The organism is Mycobacterium sp. RTGN6 (assembly GCF_033804605.1).
Lineage (GTDB): Bacteria > Actinomycetota > Actinomycetes > Mycobacteriales > Mycobacteriaceae > Mycobacterium.
In genome coordinates this window covers 147,540-164,450 of the sequence record NZ_JAPZKZ010000003.1, presented here as the reverse complement: position 1 = coordinate 164,450, position 16,911 = coordinate 147,540, and the positions used below count along the sequence as shown (strand labels likewise).

18 protein-coding genes are annotated in these 16,911 nt (G+C 68.5%); 6 read left to right on the top strand and 12 right to left on the bottom strand.

Features of this window, described 5'->3' with window-relative positions; all coding sequences use genetic code 11:
• The first annotated feature begins 8 nt into the window (after positions 1-8).
• On the top strand, positions 9-563 hold the full coding sequence (locus SLQ33_RS08830; RefSeq protein WP_319453445.1) for a dTDP-4-dehydrorhamnose 3,5-epimerase family protein: 555 nt from the start codon (positions 9-11) through the stop codon (positions 561-563).
• Here the strand turns inward: SLQ33_RS08830 and SLQ33_RS08825 are convergent.
• From SLQ33_RS08825 to SLQ33_RS08780, 10 genes are all read right to left on the bottom strand, one after another.
• On the bottom strand, positions 547-1,581 hold the full coding sequence (locus SLQ33_RS08825; protein ID WP_319453444.1) for an SDR family oxidoreductase: 1,035 nt from the start codon (positions 1,579-1,581) through the stop codon (positions 547-549). The two genes, SLQ33_RS08830 and SLQ33_RS08825, sit on opposite strands and share 17 nt — an antisense overlap.
• Positions 1,578-2,231 (bottom strand): PIG-L deacetylase family protein, encoded by a 654-nt coding sequence (locus SLQ33_RS08820; protein WP_319453443.1) that lies wholly within the window; start codon positions 2,229-2,231, stop codon positions 1,578-1,580. Before SLQ33_RS08820 ends, SLQ33_RS08825 begins: the two co-directional genes overlap by 4 nt.
• Positions 2,228-3,046 carry a glucose-1-phosphate cytidylyltransferase gene (locus SLQ33_RS08815; RefSeq protein WP_319453442.1) on the bottom strand — a complete coding sequence of 273 codons (819 nt, stop codon included), beginning with the start codon at positions 3,044-3,046 and terminating at the stop codon, positions 2,228-2,230. Before SLQ33_RS08815 ends, SLQ33_RS08820 begins: the two co-directional genes overlap by 4 nt.
• Positions 3,043-4,284, bottom strand: coding sequence for a class I SAM-dependent methyltransferase (locus tag SLQ33_RS08810; RefSeq protein ID WP_319453441.1), 1,242 nt, complete (start codon positions 4,282-4,284; stop codon positions 3,043-3,045). The genes SLQ33_RS08815 and SLQ33_RS08810 overlap by 4 nt, the downstream gene beginning before the upstream one ends.
• Positions 4,285-4,431: 147 nt before the next feature.
• On the bottom strand, positions 4,432-5,118 hold the full coding sequence (gene regX / locus SLQ33_RS08805; RefSeq protein ID WP_319453440.1) for a two-component sensory transduction protein RegX: 687 nt from the start codon (positions 5,116-5,118) through the stop codon (positions 4,432-4,434).
• Positions 5,119-5,134: 16 nt separating this feature from the next.
• Positions 5,135-6,319 carry a sensor histidine kinase gene (locus tag SLQ33_RS08800; protein ID WP_319453439.1) on the bottom strand — a complete coding sequence of 395 codons (1,185 nt, stop codon included), beginning with the start codon at positions 6,317-6,319 and terminating at the stop codon, positions 5,135-5,137.
• A 152-nt stretch (positions 6,320-6,471) separates the two neighbouring features.
• Positions 6,472-7,212, bottom strand: a complete 741-nt coding sequence (locus SLQ33_RS08795) for a phosphoglyceromutase (RefSeq protein WP_319453438.1) — start codon at positions 7,210-7,212, stop codon at positions 6,472-6,474.
• Positions 7,213-7,238: 26 nt separating this feature from the next.
• Positions 7,239-7,769, bottom strand: a complete 531-nt coding sequence (locus tag SLQ33_RS08790; RefSeq protein WP_319453437.1) for a YbjN domain-containing protein — start codon at positions 7,767-7,769, stop codon at positions 7,239-7,241.
• On the bottom strand, positions 7,766-9,070 hold the full coding sequence (mshA, locus tag SLQ33_RS08785) for a D-inositol-3-phosphate glycosyltransferase (RefSeq protein WP_319453824.1): 1,305 nt from the start codon (positions 9,068-9,070) through the stop codon (positions 7,766-7,768). Before mshA ends, SLQ33_RS08790 begins: the two co-directional genes overlap by 4 nt.
• Before the next feature lie 29 nt (positions 9,071-9,099).
• On the bottom strand, positions 9,100-10,407 hold the full coding sequence (locus tag SLQ33_RS08780) for an ROK family protein (RefSeq protein ID WP_413467615.1): 1,308 nt from the start codon (positions 10,405-10,407) through the stop codon (positions 9,100-9,102).
• A gap of 190 nt (positions 10,408-10,597) precedes the next feature.
• Here SLQ33_RS08780 and SLQ33_RS08775 point away from each other — a divergent pair, with 190 nt between their 5' ends.
• Complete coding sequence (locus SLQ33_RS08775; protein ID WP_319453436.1) at positions 10,598-11,356, top strand: SDR family oxidoreductase; 759 nt, start codon at positions 10,598-10,600, stop codon at positions 11,354-11,356.
• Here the strand turns inward: SLQ33_RS08775 and SLQ33_RS08770 are convergent.
• Together SLQ33_RS08770 and SLQ33_RS08765 are read right to left on the bottom strand one after the other, a co-directional pair.
• Positions 11,334-12,632: a L,D-transpeptidase gene (locus tag SLQ33_RS08770; protein WP_413467614.1), complete on the bottom strand. Its 1,299-nt coding sequence runs from the start codon at positions 12,630-12,632 to the stop codon at positions 11,334-11,336. The two genes, SLQ33_RS08775 and SLQ33_RS08770, sit on opposite strands and share 23 nt — an antisense overlap.
• A 15-nt stretch (positions 12,633-12,647) precedes the next feature.
• Positions 12,648-13,691, bottom strand: a complete 1,044-nt coding sequence (locus tag SLQ33_RS08765; RefSeq protein WP_413467627.1) for a UDP-N-acetylmuramate dehydrogenase — start codon at positions 13,689-13,691, stop codon at positions 12,648-12,650.
• Between the two features lie 41 nt (positions 13,692-13,732).
• Here SLQ33_RS08765 and SLQ33_RS08760 point away from each other — a divergent pair, with 41 nt between their 5' ends.
• From SLQ33_RS08760 to SLQ33_RS08745, 4 genes are read left to right on the top strand one after another with little or no spacing between them, the layout of a single operon-like run.
• A complete protein-coding gene (locus SLQ33_RS08760) occupies positions 13,733-14,239 on the top strand; it encodes a DUF2505 domain-containing protein (protein ID WP_319453434.1) in 507 nt (168 codons plus the stop codon).
• 59 nt (positions 14,240-14,298) lie between these two features.
• Entirely contained in the window at positions 14,299-15,081 is a 783-nt protein-coding gene (locus SLQ33_RS08755) for a class I SAM-dependent methyltransferase (RefSeq protein WP_319453433.1), read from the top strand.
• A gap of 10 nt (positions 15,082-15,091) precedes the next feature.
• Positions 15,092-15,907, top strand: coding sequence for a carbon-nitrogen hydrolase family protein (locus SLQ33_RS08750; protein WP_319453432.1), 816 nt, complete (start codon positions 15,092-15,094; stop codon positions 15,905-15,907).
• Positions 15,904-16,872: a DUF2993 domain-containing protein gene (locus tag SLQ33_RS08745; RefSeq protein WP_319453431.1), complete on the top strand. Its 969-nt coding sequence runs from the start codon at positions 15,904-15,906 to the stop codon at positions 16,870-16,872. The genes SLQ33_RS08750 and SLQ33_RS08745 overlap by 4 nt, the downstream gene beginning before the upstream one ends.
• The last annotated feature ends 39 nt before the right edge of the window (positions 16,873-16,911 follow it).

Here is a 16,911-nt window from a genome sequence, read left to right as displayed (position 1 = left end):
ATGTCCGCGTGCGCATCGAGCAGACAAGGCTCGCCGGGGTCGCCGTACTGACGCCGGAACCGTTCTTCGACGAGCGTGGACTGTTCACCCGGACCTTCGATGCCGAGCTGTTCGACGCCTGGATCGGCGTGCCAGGCACGTCCGCGACGTTCGTCCAGGATTCCCAGTCGCGTTCGGGCATGGGCGTCATCCGCGGCATGCACGGGCGCGGCGGGCGGGGCGAGGCCAAACTGGTGCGGTGCGCCAACGGAGCCGTGCTCGACGTCCTGGTGGACGCCCGGCCGGATTCGCCGACGTTCGGTCAGCACGAGGCGTTCACGCTCGACGACAACGAGTTTCGGCATCTGTACGTGCCACCGGGGCTGCTGCATGGATTCCAGGCGCTGACCGAGACGGCCGACGTGTGCTACCGCATCGACCGCCCACACGACCCCGCCGAGGATCTCGCCGTCGCCTATGACGACCCCGACCTGTCCATCGCGTGGCCGCTGCCAGTGAGCACGATGTCGGCGCGCGACCGCGCGGCGGGCAGCTGGGCGCAGCTCGTCACACTGCTGCGCTGACACGCCGCATCGTCTCGTCGAGCCCGCCCTCGGCCCGCAGCGCCTCGAGTCGGGCGAGCCGGGTGAAGCGTTGCTCGAAGTCGTTCCTGGTCAGTCCGAGCGCGGTGTAACCGGCATACAGCTCGGCCGCCCCATCGGGGACTGTCCAGATCGCCTCGAACCCGAGTTCGGCGCGGGCTCGGCTGAAGTCCACGCGGTAGGACCGCGGATCGGCGCCGCTCTCCCCGGTGATCAGCAGTTCCGAGTTCGGCACCGTGTCGCAGACGGCGTTCGCGATCTCGGCGACGGTGACGTTGTTGGCCTCGGTGCCCACGTTGTACGCGCGGCAGGAGATCAGTTCGGCGGGCGCGTCGAGGCACCTCGCGAACGCGCGCGCGATGTCGACGGCGTGCACCAGCGGCCGCCAGGGGGTGCCGTCGGACAGCACCCGCACGACCCCGCTCAGCACGGCATGGCCCACCAGATTGTTCAGCACGATGTCCGCGCGCAACCGCGGCGAGAATCCGAAAGCCGTTGCGTTGCGCAGGAACACGGGTGTGAAGCCCGAATCCGCCATGGCCGCGACGTCGTCCTCGACACGCACCTTGCTGATGGCGTACGGCGTGATGGGGTGCAGTTCGGCGTTCTCGTCGACAAGCCCGTCACCCGCCGCCCCGTACACCGAACACGTCGACGCGTAGAGGAACCGCGCGACGCCAGCGTCCTTGGCCAGCCGGGCCAACCGCACCGACGCGTGGTGGTTGATGTCGAAGGTGAGCTCCGGCTCGAGCGCGCCGAGCGGGTCGTTGGACAGCGCCGCGAGGTGCACCACGGCGTCGAAGCCCTCCAGCTGCTCGACCGTCACGTCGCGCAGGTCGACAGGCAGCCCCGGCGGGTCGTCGGGCTCCGGCCCGAGCACGCAGTCCGCGAAGTAGCCGTTGTCGAGCCCGACGACGTCGTGACCCGCCGCACGCAGGATGGGCACCATGATGGTGCCGAGGTAACCCTGGTGTCCTGTGACCAAGACTCGCTGCGTCATGTCGTTCCTCCAAAGTTCATCGTCAACTTGTCCACCACGAACGCCTCGGCGTGCGGACTACGACACTGCACGCCGCGCAGCCGCGACAGCCCCAGGAAGGACAAGTCGTCGAACCAGTCCCGTCCGACCTGCGACGGGTAGTGCGCGTGCAGAAGCTTCACCTTCTCCTCCGCGGTAGCGACGTCCAACGGGGAGAACACATTCGGGGTGGGAGTGTCGGTCTCCCACTTGAGGATCTCGTAACCAAGGGTCAGGTGGTCACGGAACTCCGTCGGCACCAGCTCTGCCAACGCGCGGTGGTCCTGATGCGCGTCGCGACGCTGGGTGGCGAACACCACGTCGGGATCGCACGACTGGCGAAACGCGCTCAACGCGTCCTTGATTCGATCCCAGTGCTGCGGCGCGCGGCCATCGGGCACGTCGAGCACCGTCGCCGTGACGACGGCGTCGGGGCAGAACTCGGACAGTGCCGCCCGCTCCTCGGCTTCGCGCTCGGTGCCGCCCCCGCTGAGCACCAGGGCGTGCACCCGCAGCCCGCGATGTGCGCGGGCCAGAGTGAGCAGCGTGCCGCCCATTCCGATCGCGATGTCGTCACAATGCGCACCAAGCACGGCGATCTCGGCGAGTTCGCCTGTGCGCAAACCGATCACGACGCAGCGACCTCCACCGGCACCTTGTCGACCGCAGGCTTCGCGTGCTCCCACAGCATCCACGGCCGGTCGCCGCGCTTGTACGCGGCTTCGAGGTCCGCCCGTTCCTTGAACGTGTCGGCGGGCTTCCAGAAGCCGAGGTGCTTGTGCCCGTGCAGGCGACCCTGTACGGCGAGCTTGCCGCACACGTCCTCGACGAGATCACAGTCCTCGGTGAGCATGTCGAGCACGTCGCTGGACAACACGAAGTATCCGCCGTTCTCCCAGATCGGCAGGTGCGACACCGGAGTGATACCGGTGATGGCGCCGCTGTCGGTGATGTCCACACAGTGGAACGACGACTGTGGCGGCACGATCAGCATGGACGCTGCGGCGCCGGATTCCTTGACCTCGTCGATGATGTCGTTCATGGGGGCGTCGGTGAGCACGTCGGAGTAGTTGGCCAGGAAGTACTCCTCTCCCTCGACGAACTGCTTGACCCGACGCAGCCGCTCCCCGATCGGGGACTCCGGCCCGGTGTCGACGAACGTGATCGACCAGTCGCTGATGTCGGACTGCAGCAGTTCGACCTTGCCGCCGCGGATCACGAAGTCGTTTGACACCGACTCCTGATAGGTCAGGAAGTAGTTCTTGATGTGCGTCGCGCCGTATCCGAGGCACAGGATGAAGTCCGTGTGCCCGAAGTGCGCGTAGTAGCGCATGACGTGCCAGATCAGTGGACGGGAGCCGATCATCTGCATCGGCTTGGGGATGGTGTCGTCGTCCCCGTTGCGCATGCGCATTCCGTAACCGCCACAGAACAGTACGACCTTCATGAGGGTGCCTTCCCTGGGTTCACGACGTGCAGCTCGGGTAGCGGGTACACCAGCTGGGCGCCCCATTCGGCGGTGTAGGCCAGTTGTGCGGTGAGCTCGGCCTCGAGGTTCCACGGCAGCACGACGATGACGTCCGGCCGGTCCTTGTCCAAGCGGTCGACCGAATGGATGGGCAACCGCGCGCCAGGCGTGAACTTGCCGTGCTTGTACGGGTTTCGGTCGACGAGGTACTCGATGAGGTCGGTGCGAATGCCGCAGTAGTTCAGCAGGGTGTTGCCCTTGCCCGGTGCGCCGTAACCGACGACGCGCTTGCCGTCCGCGCGGCAGTCGAGCAGGAACCGCAGCAGCTCCTGGCGCTGTCGTTCGACCCGGGCGCGAAGGCCGACGTAACCGGTGACGTCGTGCAGCCCGGCCTCGGCCTCGACGGCGAGTACGTCGGCGACCCGGCGGCTCGGGTCGCCTGCCGAGCCATTGGGCCTGGCCCACAACCGGATCGACCCGCCGTGGGTGGGAATCGTCTCGACGTCGACGACCGTCAGGCCCGCGGTGGCGAGCGCCGTAGTGGCCGACGCCACGGTGTAGTACTGGAAGTGCTCGTGGTAGATCGTGTCGAACTGGGCCAGCGCCACCAGGTTGAGGGCGTGATGCACCTCGATCGAGAGCCATCCGTCATCGGCGAGCAGCGCCCGCAGTCCGCGGGTGAATCCGAGCACGTCGGGGATGTGGGCGTAGACGTTGTTGGCGACGACGAGGTCGGCCGGCCCGTGCTCGGCCCGGACCGCGTTGCCCGTCGCCTCGTCCAGGAACGCGGTGAGGGTGGGCACGCCGCGCTCCACGGCGGCGGCACCGACGTTGACCGACGGCTCGATGCCCAGACAACGAACGCCCGCGTCGACCACGTGCTTGAGAAGGTAACCGTCGTTGCTGGCAACTTCGACGACAAACGAATCTGCGTTCAGGTCGAGCCGTTCGACGCACGTGCCGACGAAGCGGCCGGCGTGCGCCACCCAGCTATCGGAGAACGACGAGAAGTACCCGTACTCGGTGAACGTGTCCTCGGGCGTGATGAGCGCGGGCAGCTGCAGCAGAAGGCAGTTCTCGCAGACCCTCAGATGCAGTGGGTACGTGGCCTCTACCAGGTCCAATGCGTCCTGATCGAGCAGCTTCTCGCACGGCGGCGTGGCGCCGAGGTCCAGCACGCTCAGCAGGCGATCCGACTCACACACACGGCACGGCATTGGTGGGGCCTTTGCTTCTCTCCCGATCGCACGCGGGCCCGACGCCAATCGAACGCCAAACACACGTGCCTACGAGAGGCCACAGTAGCAAGTTGTGGCTAAGTCCGCGAGCGTTGCTAGATTTGCACTCTCGGGAGTTTTTGCGAGTTAGCCCTCCAGCTTGTAGCCCAGCCCCCGCACCGTGACGAGATGGACCGGGTTTGCGGGGTCCGCTTCGATCTTGCTGCGGAGCCGCTTCACGTGGACGTCGAGCGTCTTGGTGTCGCCCACATAGTCAGCGCCCCACACGCGGTCGATGAGCTGGCCGCGCGTCAGCACCCGGCCGCTGTTGCGCATGAGGTATTCGAGCAGGTCGAACTCCTTGAGCGGCAACGTGATCGGTTCGCTGTTGACCGAGACGATGTGACGTTCGACGTCCATGCGCACGGGTCCGGCCTCCAGCACCCCGTCTCCGATGCCGGAGTCGTCGTTGTCGGCACCGCGACGCAGCACCGCGCGAATGCGGGCGATCAGCTCGCGCGCCGAGTACGGCTTGGTGACGTAGTCGTCGGCCCCGAGCTCCAGCCCGACCACCTTGTCGATCTCACTGTCCCGGGCAGTGACCATGATCACAGGCACGCTCGAGCGCGAACGCAGCTGTTTGCAGACGTCAGTACCGCTCATTCCCGGCAGCATCAAGTCCAGCAGCACGATATCGGCGCCGGAGCGCTCGAACTCGGCCAAGGCCGAGGGGCCGTCCGCGACGACCGTCGCTTCGAACCCCTCCTTGCGCAGCAGGAATGCCAGGGGATCGGCCAGGGACTCCTCGTCCTCCACGATCAGCACACTGGTCATTGGTTCAGGGCCCTCCTCATTGGTCATCCGACCGTTCGTCCGATTCGTCATCGGTGTCGGGGTACGCCGGTATCGACAGAGTGAACGTCGACCCGGTGCCCGGCTGACTCCACAGCCGGATGGATCCGTTGTGGTTGGCCGCGACGTGCTTGACGATGGCCAACCCGAGCCCGGTGCCGCCTGTGGCCCGGGAACGCGCCTTGTCGACGCGGAAGAACCGTTCGAACACGCGCTCCTGGTCGGCCCGCGCGATGCCGATACCGCGGTCGGTAACGGCGATCTCGATGTTGTCGCCGCGCCTGCGCCGGCTGATCGAAACCGGAGAACCGTTGGGCGAGTATGCGATTGCGTTCGAAACCAGGTTGGCGAGCGCGCTGACCAACAGTGGCTGATCGCCGAGCACCCGGTACCCCGTCGGGGCGTCGGTGGTGACCTCGATGTCGGCGTTGTCGGCGGCCACCTTGTAGCGCGACAGCGCTTCGGCCACCACGGTGTCGACGTCGACGGAATCCAGGTTGGGGAGCGGCTCGGCGCCTTGGAGCCGCGACAGTTCGATGAGCTCGCCCACCATGTTGGCCAGCCGGTTCGACTCGGTGACCATCATCTCGGCGAAGCGGCCGACCGTCACGGCGTCATCGGTGGAGGCCAATAACGCCTCGGCGAGCACGCCCATGGCGCCCACCGGCGTCTTCAACTCGTGGCTGACGTTGGCGACGAAATCCCTGCGAGTCGCTTCCATCCTCGCGTGTTCGGACTGGTCGTCGACGTAGACGACGGCGAAGCGGCGGTCGTCCTCGGTGAGCAAGCGCACGTGACCCCGCACCGACAGCCCCGACCGACCGGGGTTCTGCTTCTTGACGGGGGCCAGGTCGACCTCGAAGTCCTCACCGGTCGCCAGCGTGCGCTGGGCGGCGGTCCAGGCCCGGTCGTCGAGCAATTGGCCACGGACCAGCCCCAGCTCGCGGGCCCGGTCGTTGGTGTAGACGACGTCACGATAGGTATCGACGACCACGATCCCCACCGGAGCCAGCGACACGATGTGCTGCAACATCTGCGAAACGGTGATGCCGTCCTGGTCGACGGAACGCCGCCGGCGGCGTTCGGCTAGCCGAGGCGCGATCCCGATCCCGATCACCGCACCCGCCGCCAGCGCGAGAAGCGCCACGACTGCCACCACAAGCAGTGCGGATAGCACACTCACAGGCAAATCGTACGTTTCCGGTGAACGTCATCCCAGCAGCGTGCGGCCAAATCGGTACAAGTCACACACCCAAACACAGGAGTTTGGCCGGCGTTCATCCGAGTTCACCAACAATTCGCCTGTGCAGGGCCATCAGCGACGTTTCACCGGGTTTACTTCGCACCCTGAGCGGCGACCGCCGCCGCACCCGCCGCCGCGGCGTCGGGGTCCAGGTACACCCCGCCCGTGACCTTGGGCTTCAGGTCGGCGTCGAGGTCGTAGAGCAACGGGATGCCGGTGGGGATGTTCAGGCTGACGACGTCCTCGTCGGACATGCCGTCGAGGTACTTCACCAGCGCACGCAGCGAGTTGCCGTGCGCGGCGATCAGCACCGTCTTGTCGGCCTGCAATTCCGGAACGATGGTCTGCTCGTAGTACGGCACGAACCTGGCCACCACGTCGGCGAGACACTCCGTCAGCGGGCCGCCGCCGATGTCGGCGTAGCGCGGGTCGGCGTCCTGGCTGTACTTGGTGCCCTTCTCGATCGGCGGCGGCGGCGTGTCGTAGCTGCGTCGCCAGGCCATGAACTGCTCGTCGCCGTATTTTTCCTTGGTCGCGGCCTTGTCCAGGCCCTGCAGCGCACCGTAGTGGCGCTCGTTGAGCCGCCAGTCGCGATGCACCGGGATCCACAGCCGGTCGGCCTTGTCCAGGGCTAGGTTCGCGGTGGTGATGGCCCGCCGCAGCAGCGAGGTGTACAGCACGTCCGGCAGCACGCCCTGCTCGACGAGCAGCTGACCACCGCGAGCGGCCTCGGCTCTGCCCTTGTCCGTCAGGTCGACGTCCACCCAGCCGGTGAACAGATTGAGCGCATTCCATTCGCTCTCGCCGTGACGGAGCAGCACCAGGGTCGCCATGGGCTAGAGCCTATCCCGCACGCGAATCAGTCGTCGGAGTCGTCGCCGATCAGGTGCTCGAACGCCTCGAGGTTCTTCAGCGACTCACCGCGCGAGACCCGCCACTTCCACTCCTTCTGGATGCTGGTGCGAAAACCCAATTCCAGCAAGGTGTTGAAGTCCCTGTCGACGGCGTCGACAACTTGCCCAAAAATGCGGTCGAGCTCCTCGGGCGTCACCGAATGCAACGACATGCGGCCGACGAGGTAGATGTCGCCGAGGTTGTCGAGGGTGTAGGCCAACCCGTACATCTTGCGGTTGCGCCGCAGCAGGTAGCGGTAGACGCCCTCGGAGTTCTCCTCGGGCTTGCGGCAGATGAACGCCTCGACGCGCACCCCGTGCGCACTGACGGACAGGATCGTATTGGTGATCAGGCGCCGCTCGCCGGGCAGCGCGACGACGATGCCGGGCAGCCCGCCGGACTCGCTCGGGTGCAGCGCGTAGTCGAGCTCCTGCTCCTTGGCGGCGTGCTCGATGAGCCGATGCGCGGCCTGCGCCGCGTCGCCGGACTGGCTCATGCTCGGACGCCGCGCCGCAGCGAGAACCGGCGTCCATTGCGCCGCGCGGGGACGTCCCGCGGATGACGGGCCCGGTAGTCGGTGATCGCGTGCCCATAGCTGGCCAGCAGCCCGTCGACGGTGTGCGCCCAGGAGAAGGTTGCCGCGTGCTCGACTGCCGCGGCGCTCATCGTCTCCGGGCCCCGCTCGAACACGCCCGCGATGGCGGCGGCCCAGTCATCGATGTCGTGGCCCGCGACCAGCACCCCACTGACGCCGTCGCGCACGGCCACGGGCAGTCCGCCGACGGCGGCGGCCACCACCGGCGTGCCACACGCCTGCGCCTCCACGGCGACCAGTCCGAATGACTCCGAGTGGCTCGGCACCGCGACCACGTCGGCGGCGCGGTACACGTTGGCCAGCTGCTCGCGCGGCTGTGGGGGCAGGAACGTCACCCGGTCGGAGATGCCCAGTTCGTCGGCGAGCCGAACCAACCCGTCGGGGGTCGCGAGACCAGAGCCGGACGGGCCGCCAACGACGACCACGCGCACGTCGGGCAGCTTGGCGGCGGCCCGCAGCAGGACGTCGGGCGCCTTGAGCGGTTGGATGCGACCGACGAACGCGACCAGTTTGTGCTCGGGGTCAAGCCCGAGCGCGACGCGCGCAGCGTGCTTGTCACCGGGCGTGAAGGTGGTCAGGTCGACGCCGGGGTGCACGACGTCGATGCGGTCGGGGTCCGCGTGGTGCAGCGAAATCAGTTGGTGCGCTTCGTCTTCGGTGTTCACGATGAGCCGGTCTGCTTCGTCGACCACCTGCTGCTCGCCGACGGCCCGCAGCGGTGGCTCCGGCGAGTCCCCCTCGGCCAGCGTGGCGTTCTTCACCGCGGCGAGCGTGTGCGCCGTGTGCACCAGCGGCACGGCCCAGCGGTCGCGGGCCAGCCAGCCCACCTGGCCGGACAGCCAGTAATGCGAGTGCACGATGTCGTAGTACCCGGGCTCGTGGTTGGCCTCGGCGCGCAACACCCCGGCGGTGAACGCGCACAGCTGGGTGGGCAGGTCGTGCTTGTCCAGCCCCTCGAACGGGCCCGCGACGACGTTGCGCACCAGCACTCCGGGGGCCACCCGGACGACCGGCTTGTCGGTGGACGACGTCGCCCTGGTGAAGATCTCAACCTCGACGCCGCGGCGTGCCAGTTCGAGCGCGCTCTGCAGCACGTAGACGTTCATCCCGCCCGCGTCACCGGTACCCGGCTGAGCCAACGGTGAGGTGTGGACGGACAAGACGGCGACGCGCACCAATCCATCCTTGCACTGCGCCGGCAGTGCTCAGCGGTCGCCGGGCTCTTGGCAGGTCAGGCCGTCGACTCCGAGCGCTGAGCGCGCCGCATCGCACCGACCGGGTCGGCGTAGAGCCCGCCGAGGGACACCACCCCGGCACCGGCCTCCTGCACCCGGTTGCCGAACGCCGTCACGCGGATGTCGCGCGGCGCGAGCACCGAACGTTCCGCGAACGCGGCCTCGACGAGCTCCATGCCCTCGGGGTACTCGGTGAACGCCTGCCCGCCAACGACGAGGTCGTCGGGGTTGAGCATGTCGCGCAGCATCGCGACGGCCTGGCCAAGCACGCGGGCCCGCTCCGCCAGCAGGGCCGCCGCGCCGTCGTTGCCCTGCCGGGCAGCGCGCAGTACGCCCGCGATGGTGGACGTCGGGCCGTCGGCCGGGACGATCCGCAACCTGCGGGCCGCGCTCAGCACGGCTTCGTCGCTGACCGTCGACTCCAGTTGGCCGGTGTTCCCGAGCAGTTCGGACTGAGCGGGCAGGGCGGCGATGGTGCCGGGTCCGCTGGCGGGCGAGTGCACCCGGCCGCCGATCGACAGCGCGTAGCCGACGGTCTCGCGGGCGTACACGTAGAGGCTGGTGGCCGTCGGCGTGTTGGAGCGGCGCACCCCGAGCAACAGCTCGGCGCCCGCCATCGCGTCGACGTGAGAGGCCACCGAGACGGGCAGCCCGAGCGCCTCGGCGAGCACGGGCCCGACGGGCGCATCCACCCAGCCGAGCCGGGCGTGGTCGAAGTACCCGGTGGCGGTGTCGATCACGCCGCCCGCGGCAACTCCGACCCAGAGCGGCTTGCGGCGGTGCCAGCGGCTCAGGTAGCGGCGGGCGCTGTCGGCGAGCGAGGCCAGCGCGGCGTTCTGAGCGCCCTGCGGCGTCGGCATCTCGACCACGTCGAGCGTCCGGCCGAGCAGGTCGGTCGCCACGATGCTGGTGGTTCGGGCGCCGATGTGGATGCCGAGGGTGAGGAATGGTTCGTGGTTGACCTCGACGGGGACGCGTGGCCTGCCGATGGCTCCGGAGACCGCCAGGTCGGCCCGCTCGCGGAGCACTCCGGCGTCGAGCAGGGCGGTGACCTGGCGGTTCACCGTGGCGATCGAGAGTCCGGTGACTCCTGCGATGCTGTCCCTGGCGATCGGCCCGCGGAGCCGGGCGGCACCGAATACCGAACCGGCGGCCGCCTCGGCGACCTTCAGCGATGGCGCGACGACGTGGTGACGGGCCAGCAGCAGCCGCTTGGCCTGGGGCGAGTCGGCCCGTGCGGCGGTCGCGCCGGTCCGTTTCCGGGCGAGGCCGGTTGAAGTGGGGCGAAGGGTGGGAGCGCTCACGGGGGTGTCCTTGGGGAGTTGTCGGCAGGGGCTCTAGGGCCGCGCCGAACGACTCAGCAGGACGGGATGTGGTCCGCGGTCAGTCAGGCGCGAAGGGATGCGCGACAACAACACGCACGCCGAACGGCGATGCGGGCAGCCTGACGGGTAGACACGAAAAGAATTTAGCACGCCAACTAAAGTCGGGCATATGACGGCACTGCAAGCACATCAGCGGGTCGCGGTCGTCACCGGCGCCAGCTCAGGAATCGGCGAAGCCACCGCGAAAACCCTTGCCGGACTTGGCTTTCACGTGGTCTGCGTGGCCCGCCGTGAAGACCGGGTGAAGGCGGTCGCCGACGAGGTGGGTGGGACGGCGATTGTGGCGGACGTCACTGACGCCGCCGCGGTCGACGCCTTGGCGGCGCAACTCGACCGGGTCGACGTGCTGGTCAACAACGCGGGCGGGGCCAAGGGTCTGGAACCCGTCGCCGACGCCGACCTCGACAACTGGCGCTGGATGTGGGAGACCAACGTCATCGGCACCCTGCGCGTGACCAGGGCGTTGCTTCCCAAGCTCATCGCGTCCGGCGACGGGCTCATCGTCACGGTCACGTCCATCGCGGCGTTCGAGATCTACGACGGCGGAGCCGGATACACGGCCGCCAAGCATGGCCAGGCGGCGCTGCACCAGACGCTGCGCGGCGAGTTGTTGGGAAAGCCGGTGCGGCTCACGGAGATTGCCCCGGGAATGGTGGAGACGGAGTTCTCGCTCGTCCGCTTCGAGGGCGATGCGGCCCGGGCGGATGCGGTCTACACGGGAATGACACCGCTGACGGGCGCCGACGTCGCCGACGTGATCGGGTACGTGGCGTCGCTGCCCGGCCACGTCAACCTCGACCACATCGTCATCCGGCCGCGCGATCAGGCCACCGCAACGCGGAAGTTCACCCGCCCGGAGCCGAAGTAGCTGGGCTCGGCGGGGTGGTCGTGGGCGTCCCGGACAGCGTCGGCGCGTCGGTGGGGGTCGCGGGCGCATTGCTGGGGATGTTCATCGGCGAGGCCTGCGGCGTGATCGCCGACATGGACTTCCACTCCGACCAGTCGACGGCCCAGTCCCAGATGTCGCCGTCGGAGTACGACAGTTCGATCGAGGTGCCGGTGACCTCGACGGGGTCGCCGTAGATCGCGGTGTTGAAGTACTGCTCGGCGTCCGCGGTCGACAGGTTGATGCAGCCGTTGGTGACGTTGGTGTTGCCCTGAGCGCCGGCACTGTTCGGATTGGCGTGGATGAACTCGCCGTTGTTGGAGATCCGGACCGCGAACCGCTCGTGCACGTTGCTATATCCGGCGGCCGGGTTGGACATGTAGAAGTCCTCGTACCTCTCGGTCACGACGTGGATGCCGCTGCGGGTGACGTTGCGCGGCTGGTCGGCCTCGCCGTAGCTGCAGGGCAGCGTCATGATGACGCCCGCGTCGGTGATGACCTCGATCTGGTGCGACGACGCCTCGGCCTTGACCACCTGGCGGCGCCCGATCTCGAAGTCCAGCGTCAGGTCCTGTGCGCCGAATGCACCGTCGCCGAACGGGATTCCGTACAGGTTGGCCGCGACGTGGACCTTGGTGCCGGGTGGGTAGTAGTCGCGGGTGCGCCAGTGGGCGCGCGAGCCGCCGACCTCGTCGGGCAGCCAGGCCCAGCTGCCCTCGACGGGCGGGGTCGTGGTCACCACCAGGGCGCGCTCGACGGAAGCCTTGTCGGTGATCGAGGCGTCGAACTGCATGATGACCGGCGCGGCGACGCCGACGGTCTGCCCGTCGGCCAGCTGGAACTGGCCGTTGACCTGGTTCTGCGGGGTCACCGTGGTGAAGCTGCCCGCGAGCGCCATCGGCTTGCCGTCGCGGCCGACCGCCGAGCCGCCCCAGGTGTACTCGACGCCGTAGCCGAGCGGTTCGGTGGTGGAGAAGGACGTGCGGTCGCGGTTGACGAAACCCGCGACCGGTCGGCCTTCGGGGTTGGTCAGTGTGACGCGCTGGAACCATCCGTTGTCGATGTCGAGCCCGATGGGTGCCGTCGGCGCCACGTCGGTGGTCGCGTTGGCGGGCTTGAAGGTGATCGCCGGTGCCGTGGGCTCATCTGACGCCTTCGTCGCGTCGGATCCGGTGATCGACTTACCGGCGCACGCGGCGAGCACACCGGAGGCGCCCACCGCGATGGCGGTCAGCGCTTGTCGCCGGTTGATGCTCACGTGTTCCGAGGGTACCTAGAGACGGCAGCCAATCAGAATTGGTTCGGGGGTGAGTTCGATCCCGAACACCTCGCGGACCCCGTCGCGCACCGTCCTGGCCAGGGCCAATACGTCTGCGGTTGTCGCTTCGCCTCGATTGGTCACAGCCAGCGCATGCTTGGTCGACAACCGGGCCGAAGCCCCATCACCAGGGAAGCCCTTGGCGAACCCTGCGCGCTCCACTAGCCAGCCCGCGGCCAGCTTCACGCCGTCCGGAGCCGGGTAGTTGGGCACGTCCGCGTGGCGGGCGCGCAGCCGCTCCAGCACCTCGGGCGCGACGACGGGATTGGTGAAGAACGACCCAACGCTCCACGTGTCGTGGTCGCCTGCGTCGAGCACCATGCCCTTGCCCGCCCGCAGCTTGAGCACGGTCTCGCGCACCCGGTTTGGATCCGCCCGGTCACCTGGCTCGACGCCGAGCGCCCGGCTCAGCTCGCCATAGCGCACCGGTGCACTGAGTCCCGTTGCGTCGAGGGCGAATTCGACCTCGAGCACCACCGCGGCATCGGAGTGTCTCAGCACGCTGTGCCGGTAGCCGAAGCCCAACTCGTCGGGAGCGGCCCAGCGGTCCTCGCCCGTGCGCCGGTCGAGCAGTCGGACCCGGCTGATGGTGTCGGCCACCTCGGCGCCGTACGCGCCGACGTTCTGCACGGGCGTCGCGCCCGCAGAGCCGGGAATCCCGGACAGGCACTCCAACCCACCGAGCCCGTACGCCAGAGCGGTGACGACCACGTCGTCCCACAGCGCCCCGGCCTCGGCACGCAGTACGTGTCCGTCGACGGTGATCTCGGTGTTGGCCAGCAGGACCACGGTGAGATCCGTCAGGTCGTCGGCGATCACGACGTTGGAGCCGCCCGCCAGCACCAGTACGTCGGTGGGATCGCCGAAGGGAAGCGCACGCAGCGCGGCCACGACTTGTTCGGTGCTGTCGCAGGTGATCAGCCTGCGCGCGACGGGTCCGATGCGCAGGGTGGTCAGCGGCGCGAGCGGGACCGACTCCTGGACCGCCGCGTCCCCCATATCCGATCCGACCACGGGCGGTAACGGTAGCGTGAATGACTATGCCGCGTTCCTTCGACATGGCAGCCGAGTACGAGGGCTCTGTCGAACAGGTCTACCGGGCATTCAGCGATGAGCGGTACTGGCTGGCGCGGCTGGCGGGTTCCGGGGCGGACAAGACGACGCTGGATGCGATGGAGGCCACCGCCGACGGGGGCGTGGACGTCGTGACGACGCAAACGCTGAGGGCTGATCGACTGCCCGGTGTGGTGACCCAGTTCCACCACGGTGACTTGAGTTTCGTCCGCGAGGAAACCTGGGGCCCGGTCATCGACGGGCAGGCGTCCGCGGTGGTCAAGGGGTCCATTACCGGTGCTCCTGCGACCCTGGACGGCAGCGCTGTGCTGACTCCGGAGGGCAACGGGGCCCGGCTGCAGTTCAAGGCCACCGTGGAGGTGCGCATCCCGCTGGTCGGGGGCAAGGTCGAGAACTTCATCGGCAACCAGCTGGTCGACCTGCTGATCGCCGAGCAACGCTTCACCACCGAATGGATGCTGGACAACCCGTAACCGCACACCCTCGGCGTGGATCGCGGCGATCGCCCGCTTGGCCACTAAAATGCCTGGCCATGGGTAGTCCCGTGGGCCAGCTAACGCGTGGCACCACGGGGTACAACCGGTTGCGCCGCAGCGATCGCTGGTTGGTACACGCCCCACGCGTGCGCTCAGCGCTACTGGCCGCCGCCGACCCCGTCGTCGTCGACCTCGGCTACGGCGCACTGCCGGTCACGACGCTGGAACTGTCGGCACGGCTGCGCTCGGTGCGCCCGGACATCCGCGTGGTGGGTCTCGAGATCCATCCCGAACGGGTCGCGACCGCACGATCCGCCGCGCCGCCCGACGTCGAATTCGCGCTCGGCGGTTTCGAATTGGCCGGTTTGGCACCGGTTCTGGTGCGCGCGTTCAACGTGCTGCGGCAGTATCACGTCGACGACGTGGCCAACGCCTGGGCGCTGATGCAGGCCCGATTGGCGCCCGGCGGGCTGATCATCGACGGCACGTGCGACGAACTGGGCAGGCACTGCTGCTGGGTGGTACTGGACCAGCACGGCCCGATCAGCCTGGTGCTGGCGTGCGATCCGTTCGCCATCGAGCGCCCGTCGGACCTCGCCGAGCGGCTACCCAAGGTGCTGATCCACCACAACGTGCCCGGTCAGCGCATTCACCGGTTGCTCAGCGCCGCCGACCGGGCCTGGGCCAGCGCCGCCGGACACGGTGTCTTCGGCCCGCGGGTGCGCTGGCGGGCGATGCTCCAACTGCTCGCTGCGGACGGCGTCCCCGTCGAGCCGCCCCGGCGGAGGATGCGCGACGGCGTGCTCTCCGTCCCGTGGGACTTCGTCGCACCGCAGTAGGCTTTTGGGCATGCGGATTGCCCTCGCGCAGTTGACCTCCAGCGCCGACCCGACCGCCAACCTCGGGCTGGTCGAGGACTTCACCCGCAGGGCCGCCGACGCGGGCGCGCGCCTGGTGCTGTTCCCCGAGGCGACGATGTGCCGCTTCGGGGTTCCACTCGAGCCCATCGCCGAGCCGCTCGACGGACCGTGGGCCACGGGCGTGCGCGCCATCGCGGCGCGCTTCGGCGTGGTGGTGGTAGCGGGCATGTTCTGCCCGAGCGACGACGGCCGCGTCACCAACACGCTGATCGCCACAGGTCCGGGAGTCGAAGCGCACTATCACAAGATCCACCTCTACGACGCCTTCGGATTCACCGAATCACGCACCGTCGCACCGGGTTCCGAACCCGTGATCATCACGGTCGACGGTGTCGCCGTCGGCTTGACCACCTGCTATGACATCCGCTTCCCCGAGCTCTACGTCGAGCTGGCCGAGCGCGGAGCCCAGGTCATCACGGTGCACGCATCGTTCGCATCCGGACCGGGAAAGCTCGAGCAGTGGACACTGCTGGCCAGAGCCCGCGCACTCGACTCCACCAGCATCGTCGCGGCGGTCGACCAGCCCTACCCCGGCGAGGAGCTCGCCGCCGTCGGCCCGACGGGCGTCGGCGGCTCTCTGGTGAGCTCCCCCACCGGCGAGGTGTGGGCCGCGGCAGGCTCTGACCCGGAGCTGCTCATCGCCGACCTCGACCTCGACACCGTCGACCCCGCACGTGACAGCATCGCCGTGCTGCGCAACCGCACCGTGTTCGCCCAATCCGGTAGGGCACAATCGCTGGGGTGACCGATCCCTGGGCTCGCCCGCCGCACCAGCCGCCCACGCCACCGCCCCCGGCCGGCGACCCCCCGACGCAGCAACTCCCGCAGCGCGGGCAGTACCCGGATCCGGCGACCCTGCAGTTCCCCCAGGGCTCCGAGCCGACGACCCAGCAGGCGCCGCGCGCGACGCCGGAGCAGATTCCCCCGGCCGCGCCTGGTGGCGGTGACGGCCCGCCGCCCGCCAAGGGTTCGTTCGTCAAGCGCCTCTTCCGCGACCCGCTGTCGATCGTGCTTGTCGTCGTCATCGTGCTGGCCCTGGCCGTCGCGGGGCTCGTCGGCGCCGAGCTCTACGCCCGCCACCGCGCCAACGAAGTGGTGGCAGCGGCGACGGCGTGCGTCGTGCAGGACAGTGCGTCGGCCTCCTTCGGCGCCAGCCCGTTCCTCATTCAGCACTTGACGAAGCACTACGGCAACATCTCAATCACCACCGCCGGCAACCAGATTCGCGATGCCAAGGGCATGAAGGCCGAGATCGAGATCGACGACGTCCGGATCTCGAAAAACGGCAACTCCAACGGCACCATCGGGTCGTTGGACGCCACCATCACCTGGTCCGCTGAGGGCATCAAGCAGACGATCCAGAACTCGATCCCGCTCATCGGCAGCTTCGTCACCGGAGTGACGGCGAACCCGTCGGACGGCACCATCGAACTCCAGGGCGCCCTCGGCAGCATCATCGCCAAGCCTGGGGTCACCGACGGCGGCATCTCGCTCGAAGTTCAGCAGCTCACCGGGCTGGGCTTCACACTGCCGCGGGAGACGGTGCAGCCCGCGCTCGACCTGTTCAGCTCGCAGTTGACCAAGAACTACCCGCTCGGCATCCACGCCGACAGCGTTGAGGTCACCGACACGGGCGTCATCAGCAAGTTCTCCACGCAGAACGCGACCATTCCGGCGGGCGGAGAGGATCCCTGCTTCGCCGGGCTCTGACCCCGTTTCCCTGCGATTTCGGCGCGCTTTTGCCCGCTC